We start from the raw sequence: 22,967 nt of genomic DNA, 5'->3' as shown, positions 1-22,967 counted from the left end.
CGCTCTGAATTGGTTATGACATCATATTACCTGTCATTCCGAGGTAAGAGGAATCTCAAAAAGTTCTATTTATGTTCATGTTTATCATTTCCTGTTCCTCATGAGACTCTTCTCCCGACCGCTATCCGGGTCCAGCGTGACGTGTCCTTAATTTTTGTCATTGTTGCTTCGCCGGGCATCGGAATCCTTAATGATATTTTTCATCAAGGGATAATAATAATTCCAGAAAAAACTGTCTCTCTGGGAATAATCCTCTGCCTGCAAAAACATTCTCCATAACTTGGAAATCCCAAAAAACTTATAAGAACTTCCACTCACGGGATTGTCTGCAAAATCTCCGCAAAAATAGTAAAACTTACCTTTTCCATTTTCTTTTACGACTGCTGCAGGAAAATACCTAGGAACACCCATTCCCCTAAGTTTATCCATGCCTTCCTCCGTTGGAAGTAAGTCATAATAAGAAATCACTTCATAATCCCTACTCACCAAATTCACGTCAATCCAATATGGGTATTTTACTATTTCAGGTATCCCGTACTTTTTTTGGTTTTTTGCAGTTGAAACAATACTTGGAACATTACTCATAAAATCCTCACCAAAAAGCAATATCTCCAATGAGCCATTTTCATGGACAAAAACCATTCCTGGACCGGTCAGTCCCCAAATTCCATCATGTTGGGTGACATATCCATTGATCAGCCACCTTGGAAGATCATTATTCAATAAAGTATCCAGCTCATCGAAATACCTAGTAATCCACCCTGTCCATTTGATTTCAGCAAGGTTTTCAAATTCCAACCTTACTGCCTTACCAGTCGGACTTGCGATGGTATTGAATTCGGCAACGATGTCGACTTCTTGTTCAAAGGCTGTCTTTAAAAGTGTGATATCAGATTGATCCATACCTCCATACAACCTCTTGGAAGGTCCTTCCATTACAGGTCCATTGAAGTCGTTTTCATAAACACCATAAGTATCTGCAAAATATATTAATGAGTTTTCCTCCAACAGTTTGTCCATAACCTCGGTTGATATTGAAGAAAAATCGCTTATGCTTGATTCCTCGAGGCTTCCACCAGGAAAGAAGCCAAAATAGTCTTTTGACTTCTCATAAAACCCACCATCTTGTTTGGTATACTTAAAGTGATTGAGCAGCCAATGAATGGATTGGTGCTCCTGATATTCCTGATTGGGAACGGTTTTATTGATTACTATTACTCCAAATGGACTAGATGGAGTGATATACCAAATCCCCAAACTCAACATGGGCGTTGCTACAAAAAACAATAGGGCCAGAAAAAACCAAAAGGACAAAAGCCTCAATTCTGCAGGAAAATATTTTGCCCAGAATTTTTTCATCAGAATCTAAATTCAGTACCAACTGAAATATTGAGGTTGTTTCTGAAATTGGTTTTGGAAATTTCATCTCTGGAATACCCCACAAAACCAAATCCCATCCATCTTGGAGTCCATAAGTGTTGGTAACCTGCCCGCACCCTGTAAGAGTTCAATAATTGGGATTGGAAGTCTCTGTTCTCCTCATCCGGTGAAACTCCCGTAGAGGCCTGTAAACTGAAAAAATCCTCGGGTCCGCTGAAGTAGTATCTCACCTGTAAATTACCACTGGTTGATGAACCTTCAGATCCGGGAATAAAGTTCAGCCTCAGGTTGAGCCACCAATTGCTGATGTATTTTCCAAAAGAGGAAGTGATGATATGTGTCGTCGCTTCCGAAAATTGAAGGTACCTATACCCCGCTTCTATTTCATAGGCTTTTGGCAAATTCCAAAATACACTTGTACCAAATCTGAACTTGGGAAAAAAGAAAGCTTCTGAAAAGCCGACATTCAGGTAGCCGTAGGAATTTTTTCCCAAAGAAGGATAAGCATCCAACTCAAACTGTGTTCCGCTATCATCAAACCTCTGGGAATGGGTAACTCTTGCAATCAAGGAACCTGTAATATCAGTCCTTGTCCTGCCATAAACAGAATAAGTATTCCATGGACTAATAGCCCCCGCAAAGGAATCATAGTCGTATGTAGCTCCAACAGCGTTGACCCGAGTGAGCCTTCTTAAGGTCTGTAAATATCCCAAAATCCCCTCAGTTTTTGGAGCTTTTGCAAAAACTTCATTGGCAAGATTAAGTGCTTCTTTATAGGACTCCCGGTAATAATACCATCTTGATTTTCTGTATTTTAAAGCCATTGATGATGGTCCGATTTTTTCGATACCGATCTTAAGTACCTCTGAAGCCCTTTCATAATTGCTACTCCAAAATAAATTATCTATGTAGGCAATATATACATCCTCATATTCAGGGCTCGCAACAAGGGCGCTTTCATAATAGATTCCTGCTGAATCATACTGCCCATCCCAACTATAAGACCTTCCCATCAAAACCAAAACATCAGCATAAGTCGGGTATTTGGAAAGCACTTTTCTAAGGATTTCTCTTCCCTCCTCTCTTTTACCGTCCAATATCAAAGTCCTTGCTTCAAAATATAATTCATCTGGGTCAAAGGTTTCCTGGGCTTTTGCTTGTGATAGCGAAAACATCAGCATAGACACCAACAATAAAGAATATAAAATTATATATCGATTCATCTATGTATTTCTTTAGGGTGTCACAGCACTTACTTTTTGTTTATCAGTGGCCTTTTTAAAACCTGTCCGGATCATTTCGCCCCAGCCTCCTTTTCCTTTGATGAAGTGCCAATGCCCTTTCAGTCCCCACCACACCAATTGTGGATGAATCAGAAATGGCTCCAGAATAATGGTTTTGATAAGTTTTTTCAAATCCGTTTTATCTTTATAATTATTGTAAGCAACCTCTTCATACAAAATACTAAAGGAGGAAATCAAAATAGAAAAACAATATATAAGTATAAAAAGCGCTAAGAAATACAAAGCACTGATATCGCCAGTGAAAATCATCACCATGGTATAGATAATCCCAATAAACTCAATTATCGGTGCTGACTTTTCAAAAATGGACCAAAAGGGATAAGATACCATACCCAAGACACCATATTTGGGATTCAAGCTTACTTTTTGATGAAGCTGCAAGGTCTCTATGGTTCCCCGCATCCACCGGTTTCTTTGTCTGGATAGCACCCCCTTGGTTTCAGGCACCTCCGTCCAGCACAATGGGTCAGGAACAAAGCCGACTTTATGGGCAATACCTACTTCATACATATATCTCCTCATCCTGACCACCAATTCCATATCTTCCCCTACTGTTTTTGGGAAATACCCACCGACCTTCAACACCAATTCCCTATTGAAAAAACCAAAAGCACCTGATATCAACATGAGACCATTGATCCTTGTCCATGCCATCCTGCCCATTAGAAATGCCCTGAAATATTCGATTACCTGAAACCTTCCCAGTAAGGTGTCAGGCACCCTGTATTTTGTTACTGTCCCGTCTTTCACATCACAGTTGTTAGCCACACCAATGACTCCTCCGACGGCAATGACTTTCCTGTTGGTCTCCTCCATAAAAGGACGGACCATTTTGGTCAAAGAATCACTGGAAAGTATACAATCTACATCAATACAGGACAGAATTTCATTTTGGGCAACATTGATCCCTGCATTGAGTGCATCAGCTTTTCCGCCATTTTCTTTATCGACAAAAGTAAGTTTTGAAAATGATCTGTTGGTGGATTTGTATACGCCTCTAACCTTTTTGCAATCAATTTGATAATTATAAGCATATTCCGTTCTTACCAATTCAAAACTTTCGATCATTCTTTCTAATGTATCATCTTTAGAACCATCATTTACAAGAATCACTTCATATCTACTGTAGTGAAGTGTCAGCAGACTTTTGGCATTTTGAACGATATTTTTACCCTCATTGTAGGCTGGGGCAATGATGGATATCCCTGGAGAGATTGGGCTGGTGATGACATCCAAATAATCGGCAAATTTATTTTTCCGTAAATGGTCCCTCATCTCCAAGCCAGACAAAGCTGCGATCACCAGATATATGGTGATAATGGAAAAACTATATACCAAAAAAAGTATACCCATTATTTCAATCAAGATATTGAATAAAATACTATACATGATTGAGAATGGGATCTTTAAGATGGGCTATCATCTGATTTACTTCTTTATCCTCTTTTGGAAAATCCCGTAAGGTGACCAAATCAGGATTAAGTGAATTTACTGCTTCCAATATTTTCAATCTGCATTCAAAATCCTTCGTTTTCCGGAACCATTCCATCAAAACAATCTGGGAAACCTCAGAACCTAAATTTTTCAATACCTTAACAACATTCAAAAAAAGTGTCTTATCAGTTGTACTAAGGTCTCTATGGACATCTTCCAGACCATCTATATGGTTAAATTTATCATAGCATTTCAATATCTCGATTTTCTCATTAATTGACGCTGTCAGATACATTTTTTGGAGTTCTGAAAGTCTGTCAACCAAACCCAGGTATCTGACCAGCTTGATACCAAAAACCCTTACAGATTCATTTTTTGATTCAAAAAGTAAATGGAATTTAACAATTCCTTTATTATTGATGTATTTGATGATCCTGTAATATTTCATTTGTTGCCATTTGGACAAAGGATAGCGTTGATCTGCCAAAACCTTTAGAGACATATCATTTGAAATGTTCAACATGGTCGCAACAGCATTGGACCTGATATAAAAATTATCATGGGATGTGAATTTCTCTACCATTGGTACTGCTTCAATGACATCCATTTCGTTAATTTCAACAATACCTGCTGTTATAGCGTCCCATCTCTTCAAAGAAAGTTTTTTGATGGAATGCTTATCAAGTTCCAACTTTCTGTAGATCAGCTTCAAACGGGCTTTGAAATTGCCTTTCATATTTTTGTTTAGGCTGATAATCTCCTGAATCATCACATCTTTGAAGAGGTCAATATTAAGGTGTCCTTTCGGAAACATAGCAACCAAATCTTCCCTTTTCAACTGATTCAGCCTCTCAGGATCATCATCAAAAAGAATATCTGAAATTGGGCCATAGCATAAGTTTTTAAACCTAAGGGTCAGGACTTCTTTTCGCCTTTTCTTTGATTTGATGATAAACATCACAAACACCAGTATTAGAGATGCAATCAGAAACATACTCAAACATGCCAAGAGCAATAGCATTTTGACATCGCTTAATATCTTAATCTTTAACTTATAAAATGGCCGGAAAGGGGTATTTGTCCCCATTAACACCAGTTCACCTTCATTACCAAATGAATTGTTGACAATGCCCGTTGGATCAAAGAGTTCATTCCTGATCATATTACCTAAATATTCAGCGACACCGGATTCACTAACTTCTCTTTTATATAATAAATAATTGATCGACCCTACGCCTTCATTCGAAAGGGACAAATCAGCATTCAATTCTTTAGCTTCATTGTAAAGAAGAATGGTATCAGAAAACCAAAAATTAACAGAGTCAGCGTGCTGACTTAAATTCAGAAGAGTTAGATCAGTAGTATCATTGAGTGTCCTGAAATATATGATAAACTCCAAACCTGGAATTTCTTCTACATTTTCCAAAACAGATTGCAAATGAGAAACAGTGATACTGCTGTCCTGTGCAACAAGGTTACCGGGCAAGAAAAGATTTAAAAAAACAAGGGTGAATATAAGTTTTTTAATGCTTCTCGGTCCAGCTTCATTTACCATCTATCAATTGTTAATTAATCTTCTAACCCGCATGGCAAGTTCATTCGGATTGAATGGTTTTGGTACAAAATCAGATACACCAAGATTGAATGCCTCCATTACAGTAGCTTCCTCTTCTCCCAACGAACTAAGGACAATGATCGGGACTTTAGGGCTTACCCTTTTTGCATGGTGGATGATTTCAATCCCGTTTTTGAAAGGAATCATGACATCAGTAATAATGAGGTCGGTTTCCAAAAGATCGATTGCATCCATACCAGCAATCCCATCTTCTGTAATGGTAACATTGTATCCTTCCTTTCTTAACTTAAACTGTACCAAACTCGATATCAGTTTATCGTCTTCGATAATCAAAACATTTTTCATTTTAAAGAATTTTGGGTGACTTTATGGTTTAAAGATAGTCGTAAAAAAAGCAAAAAAACAAGCCCAATCAGACCCGAAATATTTTAAATATTTTATCAAAAAATACAAAAGAACTAAAATGCATTATGCAGAAATCTTTTTGCCGTTCTTAACCTTAATTGCCTTCTAAAAAAAATAACTTTTTTTGAAAAATTTTCTTTTGTTAGCTTACAAGTCATTAAATTATTCAATTTTAGACTATTTCTATGAATATGTACCCTAAGTTAAAAGTATTCAGTAGCTTATTGTTTATCTTCTTTTTTCTTGCTTATAATCCACTTTATTCCCAAAGTGATCCCTCAGGGGAAAGAAGAGTAACCGGAACCTACGCTATCAAAAATGCAACCATTACCACAGCACCCGGCAAGACAATTTCAGGCGCTACGATTTTGATCAAAAATGGTCTGATAGAGGCCGTTGGAACAAATGTTCGTATCCCAAATGATGCTCAGGTGATTGATGGGGACTCCCTATATATTTATCCAGGATTTATCGATGGGGCAAGCAGTTCGGGTGTTTCAAAGCCTGCTGATCCAGAAAGACCCTCCAATTTTGACCCCTCCAATCCACCGGACGAAAATGCGGGTATAACCCCTTGGAGAAATGTGCTTGACAATTTCGACTTCAAAAACAGTCAGATCAGTGATTGGAGAAAAAGTGGATTTACCATTGCTCAAATCATTCCTGATGGCGGAATGTTGCCAGGAAAAGCCGCAGTAGTGGTCTTGGGAGGAAATGCTTCCACCAATATTTTAGCAAAGAACACCGCGCTCAATGCCAAATTCCGAAGTGTTGGAGGAGGAAGAGGTGCCTATCCAGGTACTCAATTGGGTATCATGGCGAAATTCAGAGACCTTTATAAAAATGCTGAATATTCAGGCCAACATCAAAGACTTTTTGCTTCCAACAACGGCCTGAATAGACCTGAGATGAACAAAACTTTGCAGGCTTTCTATCCTGTTATTGACAAGAGCATCCCGATCATGTTTGAAGTTGCCAATGACCTTGAAATAAGAAGAGCACTTTCCCTTCAAAAGGAGAATGGTTTTAGGCTAGTCTTGGTAGGCGTCACCGAGGCTGACATGGTCATCAATGAAATCAAGGCTGCCAAGGCACATGTATTATTAAGCCTGAAATTACCCGATGATAAAATCACCAAGGCAAAAACTGAAGACCTTTCGGATGAAATGAAGGCAAGGACCAATAGAGCTCAGGAAGCATATGATAATATTTTGAAACAAGCTGGAATTTTAGAAAAAGCAGAGATTCCTTTCGGCTTTACTTCAATGGGTGGGAAAAGTTCAGACCTCACTAAAAGCCTGAAATTGATGGTTGATAATGGCCTGAGTGAAAACGCTGCTTTGGCCGCTTTGACCACCAATCCAGCAAACATCCTCGGGATTTCAAAGTTTGCCGGGACTTTAGAAAAAGGAAAACTGGCCAATATGGTCATTTTTACAGAACCAATGTTCATTGAGGAGACACATATCAAACATGTAGTAGCTGATGGATTTATTTTTGATTACGAAATCAAAACCAAAAAAGCTGGAAACGGGAATGATAATGGTGAAAACGGACCAGCTAAAATTGAAGGGGAATGGGAATATACTGCAGACACTGCTGGCGGCAGTTCAGGTGGACTAATGACCATCAAAAAGGAAGAGGATTTCTACTCAGGATCAATAACATACACCAATCCCTCAGGAAGTGGAACTGCCACCTCAGAAATGAAAAACATCAGCATTTCCGGGAAAACGCTTACATTTCTATATGATGTAGAAGTAGGTGGTATGTCCCTCGAAGTGACTGTTAAAGGTGAAGTCGATAATGACCAATTTTCTGGAAACATGTCTATGGCAGATTTTGGAAGCTATCCCTTCAATGCCACAAAAAAACCTAATCAAAGTAAGCGTTAATCAAGAGCTAAGATGAAAAAATTAAAATATATACTTATTTCCTTTTTGATGTTGGCTGTATTGGTTGCCAAAGCACAGACTCCAAAAGGTTCTGTTCTGATCAAGAGTGCAACTGTACTGACCATCACTAATGGAACATTGGAAGATACTGATGTATTGGTGGAAAACGGCATCATCCGAAGAGTCGGAAAAAACCTCACAGCCTCCAATGTGGAAACTATTGATGCAAAAGGAAAATACCTGATGCCAGGTATTATAGATGCCCATTCCCACGTAGCCTTGGATGCGGTAAACGAGGCAACCGCCCCGATCACATCTGAGGTGAGAATGGCAGACGTGGTTGATCCTTATGATGTTGGACTTTACAGGGCTTTGGCCGGTGGTGTCACTATCTCACATGCCATGCACGGTTCTGCAAATGCAATTGGTGGTCAGAATATCACCTTGAAACACCGATATGGATCAGTAAATCCTGAAGACCTTTTTATGAAAGAAGCGCCAAGAACGATTAAGTTTGCATTGGGTGAAAATCCGACTAGGGTTCATGGTAGAGGTAATGGAATTCAGCCCAAGACCAGAATGGGTGTAGAAGCAGTAATTAGAAATGGTTTTAATGAAGCCATTCAATACAAAAAATCCTGGGAAACCTACAATACTGACCTTAAGAAAAAAGGAGCAACACCGATCCCTCCAAAATATGACACGAGATTGCAAACACTTGTAGATATCCTTGATGGGAAAGTCATTATACATTGCCACTCTTACAGGGCGGATGAGATATATGCTTTGATCAATACCTGCAGGGATTTTGGGATTAAAAACATTGTGTTTTCCCATGTCAATGAAGGTTTTAAGGTCGCTCCTGAATTGGCAGCATATACCATGGGAGCATCGGTCTTTGCGGATTGGTGGGCTTACAAGTTTGAGGTATATTATTCAACTGCCTACAATGCTGCCATCCTCACTGAGAACGGTGTGATCACATCCATCAATTCGGATTCAGGGGAATTGATCAGGCACTTATACCATGAAGCTGGCAAAGCCCAACGATACGGTCAATTGGATGATGATCAGACATTGGCTTTGATCACCATCAATCCTGCCAAACAATTGGGTATCGCTGAAAAAGTGGGTTCCATTGAAGTCGGAAAACAGGCTGACCTCGTGATTTTTGAGGGACATCCGCTTTCGGTATATGCCATTCCTCAAATGACCTTTGTGGATGGGGTCAAGTATTTTGACATCAATGAAGACGACAATGACATGAGACTTAAGGTCAGTGCAACAGATATCATCGAGCCGATTTTCCTCAAAGAACATGACCACAGGTGTATGCATGGTGTAGACTTTTTCTTTACCAATTTTGGGAGAAACTTATTCGATCACACCCATTAATTTCCCTTAATCAAAAATGAAAATGAAGAATCTTAAAAATATCTTTTATACATTCTCCCTTATCATGCTGCCGTTATTGGCAAATGCGCAATTTGACGGAGAATTCATTAAGCCTAGAAACGGGAAATTCCTGTTGCAAAACGCCACTATTCAAACCGTTACCAAAGGTATCATTGAACATGGCAGCGTGCTGATAGTCAATGGCAAAATCGAAGCGGTGGGCCAAAACCTTTTGGCAGGAGATGCCGAGGTAATTGACTGTACCGGCCAATTCATCTATCCCGGTATGATGGATGGTGGCAGCAGGTTGGGACTTGTCGAAGTCAACTCATTACCTGAAACCCAGGATTTTGCTGAAATCGGTCAGGTCACTCCAAACATGCAGGCATTGATGGCCGTCAATCCCAATTCAGTCGCTATTCCAGTTACTAGGGTCAGTGGTGTGACAACCACATTGGCAATGCCATCAGGCGGATTATTCCCCGGAACTGCAGCCTTGATCAATCTCAATGGTTACACCCCTGATCAGATGTATGCCGGGTTCAAGGGTGTTGTGCTTAATTTCCCTTCCTCCGCAAGAAGAAGTACATGGGATAGAAGATCTGATGAGGATATCAAAAAAGAAGCCGAAAAAGCCCAAAAAACCTTAAATGAAATCTGGGAAAGAGCGACTACCTATCATCAACTCAAGAATGCCAAAGCAGAACTCCAATTTTACCCGGAAATGGATCAGCTTTCCAAAGTAATCGCAGGGGAATTGCCCTTGTTGGTTGAAGTAAATGCAGCTGCTGATATTATTGCTGCTGTAGACTGGATCCAATCCAAAAATGTCAAAGCCATCCTAATGGGGGTAGCGGAAGGTTGGAGAGTGGCTGATAAAATCGCTGAAGCCAAACTACCTGTGGTAACAGGACCAATGCTTTCTATACCAACTCGTCCTTCTGACCGGTATGATGCTGCTTATACCAATCCCGGGAAAATGGCCAAAGCCGGAGTAAAAGTAGTCATCAGAAGTAATGATGCAGAGAACACTAGAAATCTTCCCTTCAATGCAGCTTTTGCAGCTGCTTACGGCATGGGCAAAGAAGAAGCACTGAAATCTGTGACCATCAACGCTGCGGAAGTATTTGGAGTAGCGGACAGATTGGGTTCAATTGAGACAGGAAAGGATGCAACATTGTTTGTTTCGACAGGTGATCCTTTTGAAACCAAAACACAGATCAGCCATGTATTCATCGATGGCTACCGCGTCCCGATGAGCAACAGGCATATCAAATTGTACCAGGAGTTCTTGGAAAGGTCTCCCGGTTTGGAAAAAAACGGAAACTGATTTAAGTTTAGACCGCGGTAAGATTTACCGCGGTTTTTTTATACCGAAAACGTCTAAACCGCTATTTCCTTGACCAACTATATTTCAAGATTTCTTACGCTCATCCTATTCATCATTTTACTTTCATGCCAGGAAGACAATAGTGGACAGGTAGAAAAATTGATCCTTGATATCAAATCTGAATATGCACCTGACAAAAGGGTAGCTGTTTGGGAAATCGAGTGGTCAAATGGTATCCTTTCCGGTGAAACAGATCAGATGGAAGCCTTACAAATCCTAAAAGGAAAACTGGATGGTTTGAATATACAGTTCGACGATCAAGTAAAAATCCTGCCAGATCTTTCTCTTGAAGGAAAGACATTTGCGGTAGTGACCATTTCCGTAGCCAATATCAGAAGTGCAGCCAAGCACTCCGCAGAATTGGCAACACAGGCTTTATTGGGTACTCCGCTCAAAGTATTGAAAAAAGAAAGTTCTTGGTATTTGGTCCAAACGCCCGATCAATATATTTCATGGGTTGATTCCGGCGGCATTCAGGTCATGGATGAGCAAGAACTTTCTGACTGGAACCAACTTCCAAAAGCAGTCTTTACAGATTACAGTGGTTTTGCCTATGCAGATAGAGATGAAAAGGAGATCATCAGTGATTTGGTTGCAGGGAATATTATCTCCCTTGAGTGGACTGAATCTAACCATCAGGAAATCCTGCTTCCCGATGGCAGGGTTGGTTTTGTGAAAAATGACCAATTGATGCCATTTGAAGCTTGGAACGAAAGCAGAAAACTCAATTCTGAAAATCTGATCCAAACTGCCAAAGCCATGATGGGAGTTCCCTATCTTTGGGGCGGTACATCCATCAAAGGGGTTGATTGCAGCGGATTTACCAAAACCATATATTTCCTGAATGGTCAGGTCATCCCAAGAGATGCATCACAACAAATTTGGGAAGGTGAAGAAGTGGATGAAGACAAAAGTTGGGAAAACCTTGAAGTGGGCGATCTGTTGTTTTTTGGTGAAAAGGCAACCGGAAACAAAAAAGAAAGGGTCGTGCACGTTGGGATGTGGATCGGCGACAATTCATTTATCCACTCCCGGGGAAGGGTCAGGATCAGTAGCTTTGATCAAGAAAGTCCTGATTATGACGAATACGAACTGAACAGATACCTGAGGACCAAAAGGGTCATTGGCAAAATCACACCAAATATCAAAGAAGTTGAAAGCATGATGAATTTTCCCATTTTAAATCCATAAAACCATGATTGTAAGCACAACACCAAGTTTAGAAGGTTATAAAATCACTGCCTACCTGGGAATAGTTTCAGGTGAGACCATTATCGGAGCAAATGTATTCAAAGATTTTTTTGCAAGTATAACTGATATTGTAGGCGGACGTTCAGGTGCATACGAACGGGTACTGCGTGAAGCCAAAGCTACTGCCATGTCTGAAATGGAGTCGCAAGCAAGGGCTTTTGGAGCGAATGCCATTGTCGGAATTGACTTGGACTATGAGACCATCCGGGATGGCATGCTGATGGTGACTTCTTCGGGTACAGCGGTGAAGATTGAGAAGATTCATTTGTAGGGGGTTCTAAAAATTTTTAATTGTTGAAAAAAATGAAAAACCTGCCAAATCCGAAATCAAATTGTCTGATTACAGATTATGGACATGGCAGGTTTAACTCTCCTTCTTGGTGAAGTTTAGGTTTACGGAGGTTACTGGGGGTAGTTTGAAACTACACCCTTTTATTCTTACCAATTTTAAATTGGATAATTCGCAGCCAAATGTCTTCCACAGTCTCAATTCAACTCCCGAAAAAAAATTGCAAATTCAATTGGATAGAAAGGTGTAATTGCAAATTACACCTAGCCAAACGCCAATTCAACATCCAGTGGGATACATTTATCCATTTTTCTCTAAAGCTTCAAGCGTTGCAAGCAGTTCTTTTTTCTCTATTTGTGCTTTAATGATTCGAGTTTCTATATCAATTTTTTCATTGTCGTTTACTTCGTTCCCAAATTTGGTTGCAACAACATAATATATTGCTGAAACAGATGAAATTGAAAGACTCGTATTCCATGCTATAAACAATATATCATCAATGTCCACTATTCCATAATCATTTAAATAATCATATAAATATTCATAACCAAAAAAGAAATAATAAATAACCAATACCCATGATGCAATAAACAAACCAATACCCGCAATTTTTTTCATAGTGTTATTTCTTATCCATGTTATCGAGTTTTGCAAGCAATCTTCTTTTCTCTATCTGCTTTCGTACAAAATTATTTTCTTTTTCAAGGTTTTCTAAAACAGTTGAAGGGGATGAAGCTAAATCAAATCGAGTTGCAACTACATAATAGATCCCTAATAAACAGAAAACAATAGCTAATGAGTCTAAATGATTAGTATAACTGTAATTAAACATATACATCCAAATAAAAAGTAATGTTATCCCTGCAAAACAACCAATTAGCGATATTATACCTGTAATTTTTTTCATTTAAGCAGTCGGATTTTATTTACTTTGTCAATATACTCAATATGTAAAAAGCAATACCAATAGCAAAACATAATGTTTGTTGCACGGTAAGTTTCCATGTGGTTCTTCCAAGATTGTGAGAAATATTTCTGAGTTCTTTGAATTTGAATCTTGTATTTTTTCTTTCCGCACTGCCGGCAGTTTTATACGCTTTACATTCCTCTATCGTAATGGTTGGGTAATCATAAAATGCCAAGGCCAATCTTTTCCAATAATTAAATTTATCAGGTGTCCTTTCTTTAAGAAATTCATTAGAATGTTTATAAATCCTAAAACGAGTAAAACTGATTTGCCTGCTTACCCGAAAATCCTGAAGCCTATTAATTGCCACAAACAAGCCGACCATAATGGAAATAGTAATTACAATGACTGAAACAACAAGAAAAGTAAAAGACCAATCAAAACTTGCCCAGGAAAAATGAATACCATTAAAAGTGTATTTATAAAATGAAATCGACAAGAACCCTACCGACAATGTAAGCAACAGGTTATTGTAAAAGGAAAGCTGCTTCCTTGACTCATTTGCCCACCGAACATGCCTGTCCTGATAATCTTTGACTTTTTCGGGGTTTGTCATATTGATTGTTTTACCGCTTATTAAACAAATATATTTAATGATAATTAATATACAAATTTGGTAATATTCTAACCAGATCTGCCACACAACTTGTTTAGGTATAGAAAAGAGACAGAGAATTTCAAATAGTTTTTGGTAAGTATGTTAAAAAATTACAGGACAATTAGAATTGGTCTCAATAAAAATTGAAGGTCTTCTCTAACACCGACATCAAGCAGGTTTTAAAAATTGAATCCGGAAAGCATTCAACCATTCTTCGCACCATAAAAGCCACAACCAAGTCCGAGATGGAAATGCCGGGCTAGGCATTTGGCGCAAATGTGATAGTTGGCATTGACCAAGATTATGAGACTATCAGAGATGGTATGCTGATGGTAATCTCCTCAGGAACTGCGGTTAAGATAGAAAAGATTCATTTGTAGGGGATACTTATTCCCAAGTCATAAATGAAATGCAGCCTCCGTATTACAAATTTTTATAGATTGTAGAGAAGTCTGGCTGTCATCCCTAAGCATATCCTATTTATTTTAGGTAATTGCCAATATTTAAGGTAGGAAATAAACCTAACCAGTTCTCAAATTAATACTAATTGTGAGTAGCTGCTTTGATAATTTTATTCTAATACTATCACCACAAAATAGAACATAATGGTTCAAAGCATTAGCCTGCCCTATGAGTAAATTGTTCCCTTTTGAATTATTTTGGTAAAAATACCATATATAGGGTATTTTTTGGGAAATTGGGATTTTGTAGGTTTGATAATTATAAATAATCAACAATTCATTGGAAACCATTCAAATCTGGAATTCTTTTCGATTTTGAGGAAAAAATAGCCTATAGGCTATTTTTGGGTTCATTTTAAACATTACATAGACGTAAATGAACATGACAGAAGAACAAAAATGGGACTACATAAACCAACTCGACGAAGAACTCCTCATAGGAGGAGTTGTACTTTCCGAGTGGACTACTTTTTTAGCCAAGGATGCTGAAACGGCTTTTTGTTTTGGTGCTTACCTTGCGTCCATTCTTGCGTCACAAACCGCTAAAGAAAGTCATTTACGTTTCGACTATTTCAATTCAATAGAAACAAAAGGTTGGAGTTTTTATGACTTGATAGAAAAGGCAAACTTAGGTAGTGGACGGACAAAAGAACTTCATGAATTAAGAAAATATAGAAATAAGTGGGTGCATGTTAACGACCCCACAAACGATAATGAACTTCTTGAAAGACCTGAGTATTATGAAAAAGAACTGGCTGAATTTTCCAAAGCAACAATTAAAACGATGCTTAAAGTTCTTTACAGCAACCCTTGGATTTAGATTAACAAGAATAATAATGACAGAGCAAATTTTATTTCTTGAAACTCCATCCATTCTCTTGACAGAAGAAAGAGAGAGAAAAGATATAGTGATTGGAGCTCCCCATCATTCTGTTGGTGGTGTAAAAAATCTACCTTGCGTTGAACATCCTAACGCAGATGAAAATAGCGGGTTTATTGCAAGGCATATTGCTGAGGCACTAAAAATATCTTCAATTATTGCTTGCAACTATAGGGTTGACCCTAACAAGAATCTGAGAACTGACTATTCAATGCAGATTGCACAATGGGCACCAAAATATTTAATTGAAATTCATGGACATGGTGCTAAATCCATCTCGGACAATTTAATTGAAATCACAGCCGGTAGTTTGACAAGAAATGATTTTTCACAATTGTTTGCCTCAAATTTACAAACCAAATTATCAAGCTACGAGGAACTCAATAAGTATGTTGCATTAGGCGACTTTAGAAAGCTGTATTTTCAAGGAACAAAATCAGCAACGATAACTGACGAAAGATGGAAACCATTGCAAATTGAACTACCTCCTTCCTTACGGTTAAATCCAGTAAACAACAAACTGCCAAAGAGTGCATCAAATTTAACGAAATGTTTAATTGAAAGTATCACTGAGGTCTGTATATAAAATGACATTACTATCATCAACTGTTAATTCAGATCAATTAAAAGATCTTTTAGAAAATTCCAAAAAGGAAGAAATTGCTGCTTTCATCAATTAACTTTTAGTGAAAGATACATAGATCCAATTAATAATTTAGACAAGACACAAAAAAACGGTTTTAGCATAATGGCTGTATGTTGTCTAATGATTGAGTCTATTGAATCATACAAAAATGGATGGGAAAGTACAAAAAATAGAAGTGAAGAGGCTTTTAAACAATTTTTGATTAGAGAAAAAGAGTTTGTGGACTTTAAAGACAATGCAAGTCAATTTTATAAGCATGTATGGTGTGGGATTCTACATCAATCCGAAACAACTGGTGGCTGGAAAATACAAAGAAAAGGAAAGATATTTGAAGATTCAACTAAAAGCATAAATGCCACAATATTCTTGATAAAAATGAAAAAAACTTTAAATTCCTATACTAATAACCTAATTTCGGCTGATTGGGATTCAGAGAATTGGATTAATTTGAGAAAGAAATTACAAAAAGTAATTAAGAACTGCGAATAACGATGAGAAATAAGACACTCGGAATTCTGTTATTCCTTACTATCCCAACGTTTCTTTCAAGCGCTCAGAATTCTTGGAAATATATTGAGACGACATCTTTATATGGAAGTATAAATGGGACTATTTCACAGGGATATATATTCAAAACACTTAATGGAGATTATTACATTGTGAATGATTTAACACTCCAATTAGTATTAACCCTAAGCCCTGAAGTGAAAATCTATCAAAAGTGATTAGACTATAAACTTATCATTGAAGATTTTGAAGATCCGGTTATTTGTAGAAAACTAGAAAATGTTATGGAGAATAAAATTGATGGTAACTTTGAAGGATGGGAAGGAGAAACAATTTTTAAAATGATGAACGGTGAGATTTGGCAACAATCATCATATGCGTATATGTACCATTATACATACAGCCCTCAAGTTATCATTTACAAGACTTCTAATGGTTACGTAATGAAAGTTGAAGGCATTGAAGAAAAAATTGATGTTATAAAATTGAAATAAATCAGGTTTATAGGATTGACATCCTTGACAGATTACTTTTGTGAGATTCAGCTCTAAAACCAATTATAATCCAAGGCAATCACTTGGCTGTTGATAAAAGTTAAGACAATCGCTCTTAAATCCGGTTATCAAATCGCCTCAAATTTTTTATTATTAATGCTCAACAAAGGGTTCTTATTAGAAAATTCTCTCATATTATTGGGATCTGATTAACCACCCTCAATTACATAATTGAAAAAATCTTTAATAGTAAAAAAATAAAAACCCTGCCAATACCTATAATCCGAAATCAAATTGTCTGATTACCGATTATGGACATGGCAGATTTTCTTACTCTTTGCTCTGAACTGAAAATCCAGCTTAAATTTTCAATTTCAATTTTTCCGGAGCTTACTTCTCCTCTGAAGGTATTTGCAGCTCCATTTTTGATGACTAAAGAACCTGATGCCTGATTGGTTCCAACACGGGCTTTACCACTTCCATTGGTGATATTGAAAATAAATCCCCCATTCCCTTGCATATACAAGCTTTCGGATTTTACTTTGTGACATCCTTGCACTTTTTATGTAAGTGTTGGGATTTATACAGAAGAGGTTAGAGACAGGCTCGATGACCCTCTGGCAACCATTCGATTCGTTGAAAAGGTGCCAATTCCTGCCAAATGGGCATATTCCCAGTTGGAAATATAAATTCCAGACATGATGAATCCGAAAAAAGCAATTCCCAATTTCAAAGTTTTCTACCAAATCACAACTCCATTTTGCCAATGTTGTTGGTTTTGTTGTTATATGCGTTGGTTAAAATAAACTTTTACATCAACCCCATTTATCCTATGGGATTTACTAATTTGTATCTTCAATTTAACCTATAAACATCATCAATTATGTCAACTTACCGATTCGAAACGCTTCAATTACATGCCGGACAGGCACCTGACCCCACAACCAATTCAAGGGCAGTTCCCATCTATCAGACCACCTCTTATGTCTTCAACTCAGCCGAGCACGGTGCCAACTTATTTGCGCTGAAGGAGTTTGGAAATATTTACACCCGGATCATGAACCCGACCACTGATGTGTTTGAGCAAAGAATGGCCGCTTTGGAAGGTGGCGTTGCCGCCCTTGCTACAGCCTCTGGACAAGCAGCACAGTTTTTGGCCTTAAACAATATCCTTCAGACAGGAGAAAACTTTGTTTCCACTTCCTTTTTGTATGGTGGTACTTACAATCAATTCAAAGTCGCATTCAAGAGGATAGGCATCGAAGCAAGGTTTGCAAAAGGAAACCATGCAAAAGATTTTGAAGGTCTCATCGATGACAAGACCAAAGCCATCTATCTGGAAACCATAGGCAATCCGGAATTCAATATTCCTGATTTTGAATCAATAGCTGCATTGGCTAAAAAACATGACCTGCCTTTAATCGTAGACAATACCTTCGGTGCAGGCGGCTATCTTTTCCAACCTTTAAAACACGGTGCCAACATCGTGACCGCTTCTGCCACTAAATGGATCGGTGGCCATGGCACTTCCATTGGTGGGATCATCGTCGATGGAGGCAATTACAATTGGGGAAATGGCAAGTTTGCACAGTTCACCGAGCCATCCGAGGGATACCATGGCCTGAAATTCTGGGAAGTTTTTGGTGATAATAATCCATTAGGATTGCCAAATGTCGCATTTGCAATCAGGGCAAGAGTTGAAGGATTAAGGGATTTTGGACCTGCATTGAGTCCGTTTAACTCCTTCCTTTTATTACAGGGACTGGAAACACTGTCACTGCGGGTTCAGAGAACTGTGGACAATGCTTTGGCGATTGCCGAATGGTTGGAAAAGCACCCTCAGGTACAAAAAGTAAATTATCCCGGGTTAAAATCTTCCCCTTACCATGCACTTGCCTTGAAATACCTTCCAAATGGTTTTGGTGGTGTTTTAAGTTTTGAATTGAAAGGCAGCAAAGAAGATGCTTCCAATTTCATCAATAACCTTACATTGATATCTCATTTGGCCAATGTCGGCGATGCTAAAACATTAATCATCCAACCATCCGCTACTACCCACCAACAGCTGAGTGAAGAGGAGCAGATTGCAGCAGGTGTTACTCCTACCCAATTAAGAATTTCCCTTGGGATCGAACATATAGAAGATATCAAAGCAGATTTGCAGCAGGCTTTTGATAGTATCGCCTAAAACTTAAAAATAAACCTGGCAGGTCTTGAAGACCTGCCAGGTTTCATTACCCATTAGTTAAGTACAATGAATTTAGAAAGTAATTACCTGATTATAGATATGGCGCATGAAACCTACAAGCATGAAGGTGAATTTGAACTGGAATCCGGAGAATCTCTGCCGGGATTTGAAATTGCTTATACCACCCAAGGACATTTGACCACCTCAAAAGACAATGTGGTATGGGTCATCCATGCGCTTACCGGAGATGCCAATGTACAGGAATGGTGGAACGGAATTGTGGGGGAAGACAAATTTTATGATCCTACAAAATACTTTATTGTTTGCGCCAATCTTTTGGGATCCTGCTATGGTTCTACAAATCCACTTTCCATTAATCCAGAAACAGGTAAACCTTATTACTATGATTTCCCCAACCTCAGTACAAGAGACTTAGCAGCATCCTTGGACAAGCTGCGTGAACATTTAGGCATTTCTCAGGCCAACACTATTATCGGTGGCTCCTTGGGTGGTCAGGTAGCCTTGGAATGGGCGCACCTACTTCAAAACAAAGTCAAAAACACCATTATCCTTGCCTCCAATCCAAAAACTTCCCCTTGGACCATTGGATTCAACGAAACGCAGAGAATGTCCATCGAGGCGGACAGTACTTGGGGGCAAAACCATCCCGATGCCGGAAAAAAAGGATTGGAAGCAGCCCGGGCAATTGCCATGCTCTCCTATAGGCATCCTGAAGATTTTGCACTGAAACAATCCGACAAAGATGAGAAACTGGACAATTTCCGCATTTCATCCTACCTGAGATATCAAGGACAAAAATTGGCCAATCGCTTCAATGCATTTTCCTATTGGGTGTTAAGCAAAACCATGGACAGCCACGACATCGGAAGAGGCAGAGGAGGAATGGAAAAAGCCCTCTCAGAAATACCCTCAAAAGTATTGGCAATCGGAGTTGACCGTGACCTGTTGTTTCTAAAAGAAGAATCCCAGTTTATAGCCAAACACGTCCAAAAAGGATCCTACCACGAAATCCATTCATCCTCCGGCCACGACGCTTTCCTGATTGAATACGGACAGCTGCAATATATTTTGCAGGGGTTTTATTTGGAGGGGAATGGGTAGATGATTGATGTTGGATGACCGATGACCGATGTTGGGTCAGAGGTGAGATGCGAGAAGCGAGAGCCGAGATGGGGAATTAGAAACAAGAAACAAGATGCGAGAAGCGAGAGATTAGAGGCGAGATGCGAGAACCGAGAACCAAGAAAATAGAGACACCTGTTAAGTTTGGGTAAACAGAAAAGTTAAAAGAATGATAGAGACTTTTCCTTGTCATGTCGACGGCAGGAGACATCTAAGGAGACGCTGGACTCAAAAACTAAAGCCTGCCATGATTATCGGGGAGCCAAGGAGCGAGAATATAAAGGCAGAATGCCGTAGGCCTTTCCAACTGGTCATTCAGGCGGACATGACCGATACCGATTGTAATAGCCCGGTAATTTATTGCCGGGACCTGGATGGAGCTAAGGTTCCCCGAAGTGCCTTATGATTTCCTGCCGGAGGCATGGCTCGAACGATTTAAACTGGTCAATTTTCCAATTGGAATCAGAGTAAATGTGAGAGATTTTTTTCTGTAGATTGAACGATGATATTTCCAAAGGGCATTTTGATTAATATCAGAGAATTTTTAGAAAAAGGTTTATTTAACCTCTTTAAAGATGGATGAAAATTTAAACGCGTCATCGGTCATCGGTCATCGGTCATCATTCAACAAAATCAACCTAAATCTCAAATAATCCTCTGAAAGCTCGGGGTTATCAGGGTGATCTGTGGAAACCCAAATCCCCTCTTGATTGCCGAAAACGTAGGTTCCATTGAATTGGTTTTCCTCCAGGTCCAACTCCCCTATTTTATTGAATTCAGCATCCAAAAAAACCAAACCCCACTTGGAGGCAATATGGATTTCAGGTCCAAACTCGCCTTCAGGTATATCTTCATACTTTGCCACCCTTACCATCATATCCAGATCTTCCAGATAAATCAAGGATGTATAGATATCAGTATAACTCACCATTCTCATGATTTCGGGCATATCTTCAAACATATTAGGGCTTGAAGACAAAGGCGGGTCGTGGGGAAACTTGGAATGTGCAGCCGGGCTTGAAAGGATCTCCTCATCCTTAAAATGATAAATATTCCTGAAATTCATATTGATCATGGGAGTCCCATCCGGACCTTTGCTCAGAAGTGGAAATATAGATTTATTGAGATTAGTGCCTACAAACTCATCAGGAAAGTAGCTCATTGGAATAAAATCTTTCTCATCCAAATTGTATTTCAAAAGATTAGGAATCTTAGTCAATTCCTCGGGGCTTAACTCCGTCCATGCAAAAACCATCGGGAATGCCGCAAAATAAAAATCATCCCCGTTTTTGATAAAAATATTTGAAAATAAACTTGCACCATCCTTTTCGAGGGATTTAGTATTCAGGGAAAGTTTTTCCTGAAGTATTCCATTACCATCATATTTCAAAATGGTATTTACTCCTGTAGAAAAATAAAGTTCATTTGGGCTTTCTGCATAAAAACCAAGGACATTGCCCCCAAGTCCATTAGGGCCTTCCATTTCAAAAACAAAGTGCTTTTCTAATTGATCATTTTCCAAAGAATAAATCAAAAGCGCATTGGTTTTATAATCAAAAAAATAGAGAAATGAATTTTCATCCTGAAATGACTGCATATTGAAATGGCCGATTTCGGCGGGCAATTCAAATGATTTTATTTTATTGCTGACAACAAAGGCTTCTTGAGAATCACCGGATTCTTCAACTTTTTCATTACAGTTTGAAAAAAGCAAAAAGGACAATAAAGAAAGGGCTGAAAGGTATAGTTTATATTTCATATTTTTTTTCAAACTACAAGGTAAGGGAAATAATGAAAATTAACAATCTCGTTTAATAAGTACTTGCCGTTCAAGCCAAAAAATCCAAACATTAAAACAACATAAAGCTATACCCCACATTCACATTGAACCAAGAATAAATTTTTAGTAAATTTTAACTGTATAGAAGCAATGATGCCAATATAATGTTAATGCAATATAGTTCTCGCTGGGAAACTAAAATGCCCGGCACTTCGGACATCCGACTTCGGACTTCCTTACCTATTGGACAGGCAGAAGGTCTGTTTGAAGTAGAATATTGGGTTACTGGCAAAGAAGCGGATAACCACTAATTTTATTATGATATATACCCAAATCAAAGAAACCTGCCTATATATCTCCGATCTTGATTTAGCAGAAAACTTTTATGGAGAAATTTTAGAGATGCCTATTATCTCCAAGGTCGGGAATAGGCATATTTTTTTCAGATGTGGTACTTCAGTTTTGCTATGCTTTATCCCTGAAGCCACCAAAGATGAAGAAAATCTCCCCCCTCATTATGCCATTGGAAAGCAGCATGTTGCTTTTGAAGTGGGAAAAAAAGATTACCTAAAAACCAAATCTGTTTTGTTGGAAAGAGGAATCACCATCACCCATGAACAGGAATGGGGAGACAAACAGAAAAGCTTTTACTTTGAAGATCCTTTTGGTCATGTGCTGGAGATTGTGCCCGTGGGGATTTGGGGTTGATTATTTCCTTAAAATGTTGGAGCCAAATCCTAAATAAGGAAATGGTCGTCTAGGGAGTGTAATTCCCCCTTCAATATAAAAATTATTAAACCTTCCCCTTGCTGCCAGTAATCCTGCTGCCACTGCTCGCCTTTTTGTATTGATTAATAGATCCGAAACCAATGAAAATTTCCTGCTTATCGTGATATTTCCTCCTAATGAAGTTATCAAATATCCTCCGGTATCATAACTGTATTCCTTGGTAATAAAACTCTTCCCATAACCAATTCCGAAAGA

25 protein-coding genes and 1 riboswitch are annotated in these 22,967 nt (G+C 38.6%); of the genes, 14 read left to right on the top strand and 11 right to left on the bottom strand.

Going from position 1 to position 22,967, the window contains the following annotated elements:
* Window positions 1-147 precede the first annotated feature (147 nt).
* From ACEW8U_RS04095 to ACEW8U_RS04075, 5 genes are read right to left on the bottom strand one after another with little or no spacing between them, the layout of a single operon-like run.
* Window positions 148-1,359, bottom strand: a complete 1,212-nt coding sequence (locus tag ACEW8U_RS04095) for a hypothetical protein (protein WP_373520761.1) — start codon at window positions 1,357-1,359, stop codon at window positions 148-150.
* Window positions 1,359-2,603: a YaiO family outer membrane beta-barrel protein gene (locus tag ACEW8U_RS04090; RefSeq protein WP_373520760.1), complete on the bottom strand. Its 1,245-nt coding sequence runs from the start codon at window positions 2,601-2,603 to the stop codon at window positions 1,359-1,361. The genes ACEW8U_RS04095 and ACEW8U_RS04090 overlap by 1 nt, the downstream gene beginning before the upstream one ends.
* 12 nt (window positions 2,604-2,615) lie before the next feature.
* Window positions 2,616-4,073, bottom strand: a complete 1,458-nt coding sequence (locus ACEW8U_RS04085; RefSeq protein ID WP_373520759.1) for a glycosyltransferase family 2 protein — start codon at window positions 4,071-4,073, stop codon at window positions 2,616-2,618.
* A complete protein-coding gene (locus ACEW8U_RS04080) occupies window positions 4,066-5,673 on the bottom strand; it encodes a hypothetical protein (protein ID WP_373520758.1) in 1,608 nt (535 codons plus the stop codon). Before ACEW8U_RS04080 ends, ACEW8U_RS04085 begins: the two co-directional genes overlap by 8 nt.
* Window positions 5,674-5,676: 3 nt before the next feature.
* Complete coding sequence (locus tag ACEW8U_RS04075) at window positions 5,677-6,039, bottom strand: response regulator transcription factor (protein ID WP_373520757.1); 363 nt, start codon at window positions 6,037-6,039, stop codon at window positions 5,677-5,679.
* A gap of 245 nt (window positions 6,040-6,284) precedes the next feature.
* On the opposite strand from ACEW8U_RS04075, the gene ACEW8U_RS04070 reads away from it, so the two are divergent.
* The 5 genes from ACEW8U_RS04070 (at window position 6,285) to ACEW8U_RS04050 (ending at window position 12,301) form a co-directional block, all read left to right on the top strand.
* Complete coding sequence (locus ACEW8U_RS04070) at window positions 6,285-7,994, top strand: amidohydrolase family protein (RefSeq protein ID WP_373520756.1); 1,710 nt, start codon at window positions 6,285-6,287, stop codon at window positions 7,992-7,994.
* 12 nt (window positions 7,995-8,006) lie between these two features.
* Window positions 8,007-9,389: an amidohydrolase family protein gene (locus tag ACEW8U_RS04065; RefSeq protein ID WP_373520755.1), complete on the top strand. Its 1,383-nt coding sequence runs from the start codon at window positions 8,007-8,009 to the stop codon at window positions 9,387-9,389.
* A gap of 22 nt (window positions 9,390-9,411) precedes the next feature.
* Window positions 9,412-10,719 (top strand): amidohydrolase family protein, encoded by a 1,308-nt coding sequence (locus ACEW8U_RS04060; RefSeq protein WP_373520754.1) that lies wholly within the window; start codon window positions 9,412-9,414, stop codon window positions 10,717-10,719.
* A gap of 69 nt (window positions 10,720-10,788) precedes the next feature.
* Window positions 10,789-11,970, top strand: a complete 1,182-nt coding sequence (locus ACEW8U_RS04055; protein WP_373520753.1) for an NlpC/P60 family protein — start codon at window positions 10,789-10,791, stop codon at window positions 11,968-11,970.
* Between the two features lie 4 nt (window positions 11,971-11,974).
* On the top strand, window positions 11,975-12,301 hold the full coding sequence (locus tag ACEW8U_RS04050) for a YbjQ family protein (protein WP_373520752.1): 327 nt from the start codon (window positions 11,975-11,977) through the stop codon (window positions 12,299-12,301).
* Window positions 12,302-12,619: 318 nt separating this feature from the next.
* On the opposite strand, the gene ACEW8U_RS04045 is transcribed toward ACEW8U_RS04050, so the two are convergent.
* From ACEW8U_RS04045 to ACEW8U_RS04035, 3 genes are read right to left on the bottom strand one after another with little or no spacing between them, the layout of a single operon-like run.
* Window positions 12,620-12,937 carry a hypothetical protein gene (locus ACEW8U_RS04045; RefSeq protein ID WP_373520751.1) on the bottom strand — a complete coding sequence of 106 codons (318 nt, stop codon included), beginning with the start codon at window positions 12,935-12,937 and terminating at the stop codon, window positions 12,620-12,622.
* Between the two features lie 4 nt (window positions 12,938-12,941).
* Window positions 12,942-13,226 carry a hypothetical protein gene (locus tag ACEW8U_RS04040; protein WP_373520750.1) on the bottom strand — a complete coding sequence of 95 codons (285 nt, stop codon included), beginning with the start codon at window positions 13,224-13,226 and terminating at the stop codon, window positions 12,942-12,944.
* 19 nt (window positions 13,227-13,245) lie between these two features.
* Window positions 13,246-13,842, bottom strand: a complete 597-nt coding sequence (locus tag ACEW8U_RS04035; protein WP_373520749.1) for a hypothetical protein — start codon at window positions 13,840-13,842, stop codon at window positions 13,246-13,248.
* Window positions 13,843-14,162: 320 nt separating this feature from the next.
* Here ACEW8U_RS04035 and ACEW8U_RS04030 point away from each other — a divergent pair, with 320 nt between their 5' ends.
* From ACEW8U_RS04030 to ACEW8U_RS04010, 5 genes are all read left to right on the top strand, one after another.
* Entirely contained in the window at window positions 14,163-14,264 is a 102-nt protein-coding gene (locus tag ACEW8U_RS04030; protein WP_373520748.1) for a heavy metal-binding domain-containing protein, read from the top strand.
* A 463-nt stretch (window positions 14,265-14,727) separates the two neighbouring features.
* Window positions 14,728-15,165 carry a hypothetical protein gene (locus ACEW8U_RS04025; protein WP_373520747.1) on the top strand — a complete coding sequence of 146 codons (438 nt, stop codon included), beginning with the start codon at window positions 14,728-14,730 and terminating at the stop codon, window positions 15,163-15,165.
* A complete protein-coding gene (locus ACEW8U_RS04020; protein ID WP_373520746.1) occupies window positions 15,086-15,811 on the top strand; it encodes a hypothetical protein in 726 nt (241 codons plus the stop codon). Before ACEW8U_RS04025 ends, ACEW8U_RS04020 begins: the two co-directional genes overlap by 80 nt.
* 180 nt (window positions 15,812-15,991) lie before the next feature.
* Window positions 15,992-16,360: a hypothetical protein gene (locus ACEW8U_RS04015; protein ID WP_373520745.1), complete on the top strand. Its 369-nt coding sequence runs from the start codon at window positions 15,992-15,994 to the stop codon at window positions 16,358-16,360.
* Window positions 16,361-16,662: 302 nt separating this feature from the next.
* Entirely contained in the window at window positions 16,663-16,872 is a 210-nt protein-coding gene (locus ACEW8U_RS04010; protein ID WP_373520744.1) for a hypothetical protein, read from the top strand.
* Window positions 16,873-17,161: 289 nt separating this feature from the next.
* Here ACEW8U_RS04010 and ACEW8U_RS04005 read toward each other — a convergent pair whose 3' ends face one another.
* Window positions 17,162-17,392, bottom strand: coding sequence for a hypothetical protein (locus ACEW8U_RS04005; protein ID WP_373520743.1), 231 nt, complete (start codon window positions 17,390-17,392; stop codon window positions 17,162-17,164).
* A gap of 57 nt (window positions 17,393-17,449) precedes the next feature.
* Window positions 17,450-17,564: riboswitch (SAM riboswitch) on the top strand.
* A gap of 191 nt (window positions 17,565-17,755) precedes the next feature.
* On the opposite strand from ACEW8U_RS04005, the gene ACEW8U_RS04000 reads away from it, so the two are divergent.
* Both ACEW8U_RS04000 and metX read left to right on the top strand, forming a co-directional pair.
* On the top strand, window positions 17,756-19,060 hold the full coding sequence (locus tag ACEW8U_RS04000) for an O-acetylhomoserine aminocarboxypropyltransferase/cysteine synthase family protein (RefSeq protein ID WP_373520742.1): 1,305 nt from the start codon (window positions 17,756-17,758) through the stop codon (window positions 19,058-19,060).
* A 66-nt stretch (window positions 19,061-19,126) separates the two neighbouring features.
* Complete coding sequence (metX, locus tag ACEW8U_RS03995) at window positions 19,127-20,182, top strand: homoserine O-acetyltransferase (protein ID WP_373520741.1); 1,056 nt, start codon at window positions 19,127-19,129, stop codon at window positions 20,180-20,182.
* Window positions 20,183-20,813: 631 nt separating this feature from the next.
* Here the strand turns inward: metX and ACEW8U_RS03990 are convergent.
* Window positions 20,814-21,962: a DUF4221 family protein gene (locus ACEW8U_RS03990; RefSeq protein WP_373520740.1), complete on the bottom strand. Its 1,149-nt coding sequence runs from the start codon at window positions 21,960-21,962 to the stop codon at window positions 20,814-20,816.
* Between the two features lie 191 nt (window positions 21,963-22,153).
* On the opposite strand from ACEW8U_RS03990, the gene ACEW8U_RS03985 reads away from it, so the two are divergent.
* Window positions 22,154-22,294, top strand: a complete 141-nt coding sequence (locus tag ACEW8U_RS03985) for a hypothetical protein (protein ID WP_373520739.1) — start codon at window positions 22,154-22,156, stop codon at window positions 22,292-22,294.
* Between the two features lie 7 nt (window positions 22,295-22,301).
* Window positions 22,302-22,691, top strand: coding sequence for a VOC family protein (locus ACEW8U_RS03980; protein WP_373520738.1), 390 nt, complete (start codon window positions 22,302-22,304; stop codon window positions 22,689-22,691).
* On the opposite strand, the gene ACEW8U_RS03975 is transcribed toward ACEW8U_RS03980, so the two are convergent.
* A partial coding sequence (locus tag ACEW8U_RS03975) for a hypothetical protein (RefSeq protein ID WP_373520737.1) occupies window positions 22,692-22,967 on the bottom strand: 276 nt, incomplete at its 5' end.

The sequence above is a fragment of the Aquiflexum sp. genome (assembly GCF_041751335.1).
GTDB lineage: Bacteria > Bacteroidota > Bacteroidia > Cytophagales > Cyclobacteriaceae > Aquiflexum.
Note: the sequence above shows the minus strand (reverse complement) of the source record. Positions and strands in the feature narration are given on the sequence as shown.

Excerpts from the sequence above, each read along its gene's own strand:
- ACEW8U_RS04095 (WP_373520761.1), bottom strand. The coding sequence starts at position 1,359 with ATGAAAAAATTCTGGGCAAAATATTTTCCTGCAGAATTGAGGCTTTTG.
- ACEW8U_RS04090 (WP_373520760.1), bottom strand. The coding sequence starts at position 2,603 with ATGAATCGATATATAATTTTATATTCTTTATTGTTGGTGTCTATGCTG.
- ACEW8U_RS04085 (WP_373520759.1), bottom strand. The coding sequence starts at position 4,073 with ATGTATAGTATTTTATTCAATATCTTGATTGAAATAATGGGTATACTT.
- ACEW8U_RS04080 (WP_373520758.1), bottom strand. The coding sequence starts at position 5,673 with ATGGTAAATGAAGCTGGACCGAGAAGCATTAAAAAACTTATATTCACC.
- ACEW8U_RS04075 (WP_373520757.1), bottom strand. The coding sequence starts at position 6,039 with ATGAAAAATGTTTTGATTATCGAAGACGATAAACTGATATCGAGTTTG.
- ACEW8U_RS04070 (WP_373520756.1), top strand. The coding sequence starts at position 6,285 with ATGAATATGTACCCTAAGTTAAAAGTATTCAGTAGCTTATTGTTTATC.
- ACEW8U_RS04065 (WP_373520755.1), top strand. The coding sequence starts at position 8,007 with ATGAAAAAATTAAAATATATACTTATTTCCTTTTTGATGTTGGCTGTA.
- ACEW8U_RS04060 (WP_373520754.1), top strand. The coding sequence starts at position 9,412 with ATGAAGAATCTTAAAAATATCTTTTATACATTCTCCCTTATCATGCTG.
- ACEW8U_RS04050 (WP_373520752.1), top strand. The coding sequence starts at position 11,975 with ATGATTGTAAGCACAACACCAAGTTTAGAAGGTTATAAAATCACTGCC.
- ACEW8U_RS04045 (WP_373520751.1), bottom strand. The coding sequence starts at position 12,937 with ATGAAAAAAATTGCGGGTATTGGTTTGTTTATTGCATCATGGGTATTG.
- ACEW8U_RS04040 (WP_373520750.1), bottom strand. The coding sequence starts at position 13,226 with ATGAAAAAAATTACAGGTATAATATCGCTAATTGGTTGTTTTGCAGGG.
- ACEW8U_RS04035 (WP_373520749.1), bottom strand. The coding sequence starts at position 13,842 with ATGACAAACCCCGAAAAAGTCAAAGATTATCAGGACAGGCATGTTCGG.
- ACEW8U_RS04025 (WP_373520747.1), top strand. The coding sequence starts at position 14,728 with ATGACAGAAGAACAAAAATGGGACTACATAAACCAACTCGACGAAGAA.
- ACEW8U_RS04020 (WP_373520746.1), top strand. The coding sequence starts at position 15,086 with ATGAAAAAGAACTGGCTGAATTTTCCAAAGCAACAATTAAAACGATGC.
- ACEW8U_RS04015 (WP_373520745.1), top strand. The coding sequence starts at position 15,992 with ATGATTGAGTCTATTGAATCATACAAAAATGGATGGGAAAGTACAAAA.
- ACEW8U_RS04010 (WP_373520744.1), top strand. The coding sequence starts at position 16,663 with ATGGAGAATAAAATTGATGGTAACTTTGAAGGATGGGAAGGAGAAACA.
- ACEW8U_RS04005 (WP_373520743.1), bottom strand. The coding sequence starts at position 17,392 with ATGCAAGGGAATGGGGGATTTATTTTCAATATCACCAATGGAAGTGGT.
- ACEW8U_RS04000 (WP_373520742.1), top strand. The coding sequence starts at position 17,756 with ATGTCAACTTACCGATTCGAAACGCTTCAATTACATGCCGGACAGGCA.
- metX (WP_373520741.1), top strand. The coding sequence starts at position 19,127 with ATGAATTTAGAAAGTAATTACCTGATTATAGATATGGCGCATGAAACC.
- ACEW8U_RS03990 (WP_373520740.1), bottom strand. The coding sequence starts at position 21,962 with ATGAAATATAAACTATACCTTTCAGCCCTTTCTTTATTGTCCTTTTTG.
- ACEW8U_RS03985 (WP_373520739.1), top strand. The coding sequence starts at position 22,154 with ATGCAATATAGTTCTCGCTGGGAAACTAAAATGCCCGGCACTTCGGAC.
- ACEW8U_RS03980 (WP_373520738.1), top strand. The coding sequence starts at position 22,302 with ATGATATATACCCAAATCAAAGAAACCTGCCTATATATCTCCGATCTT.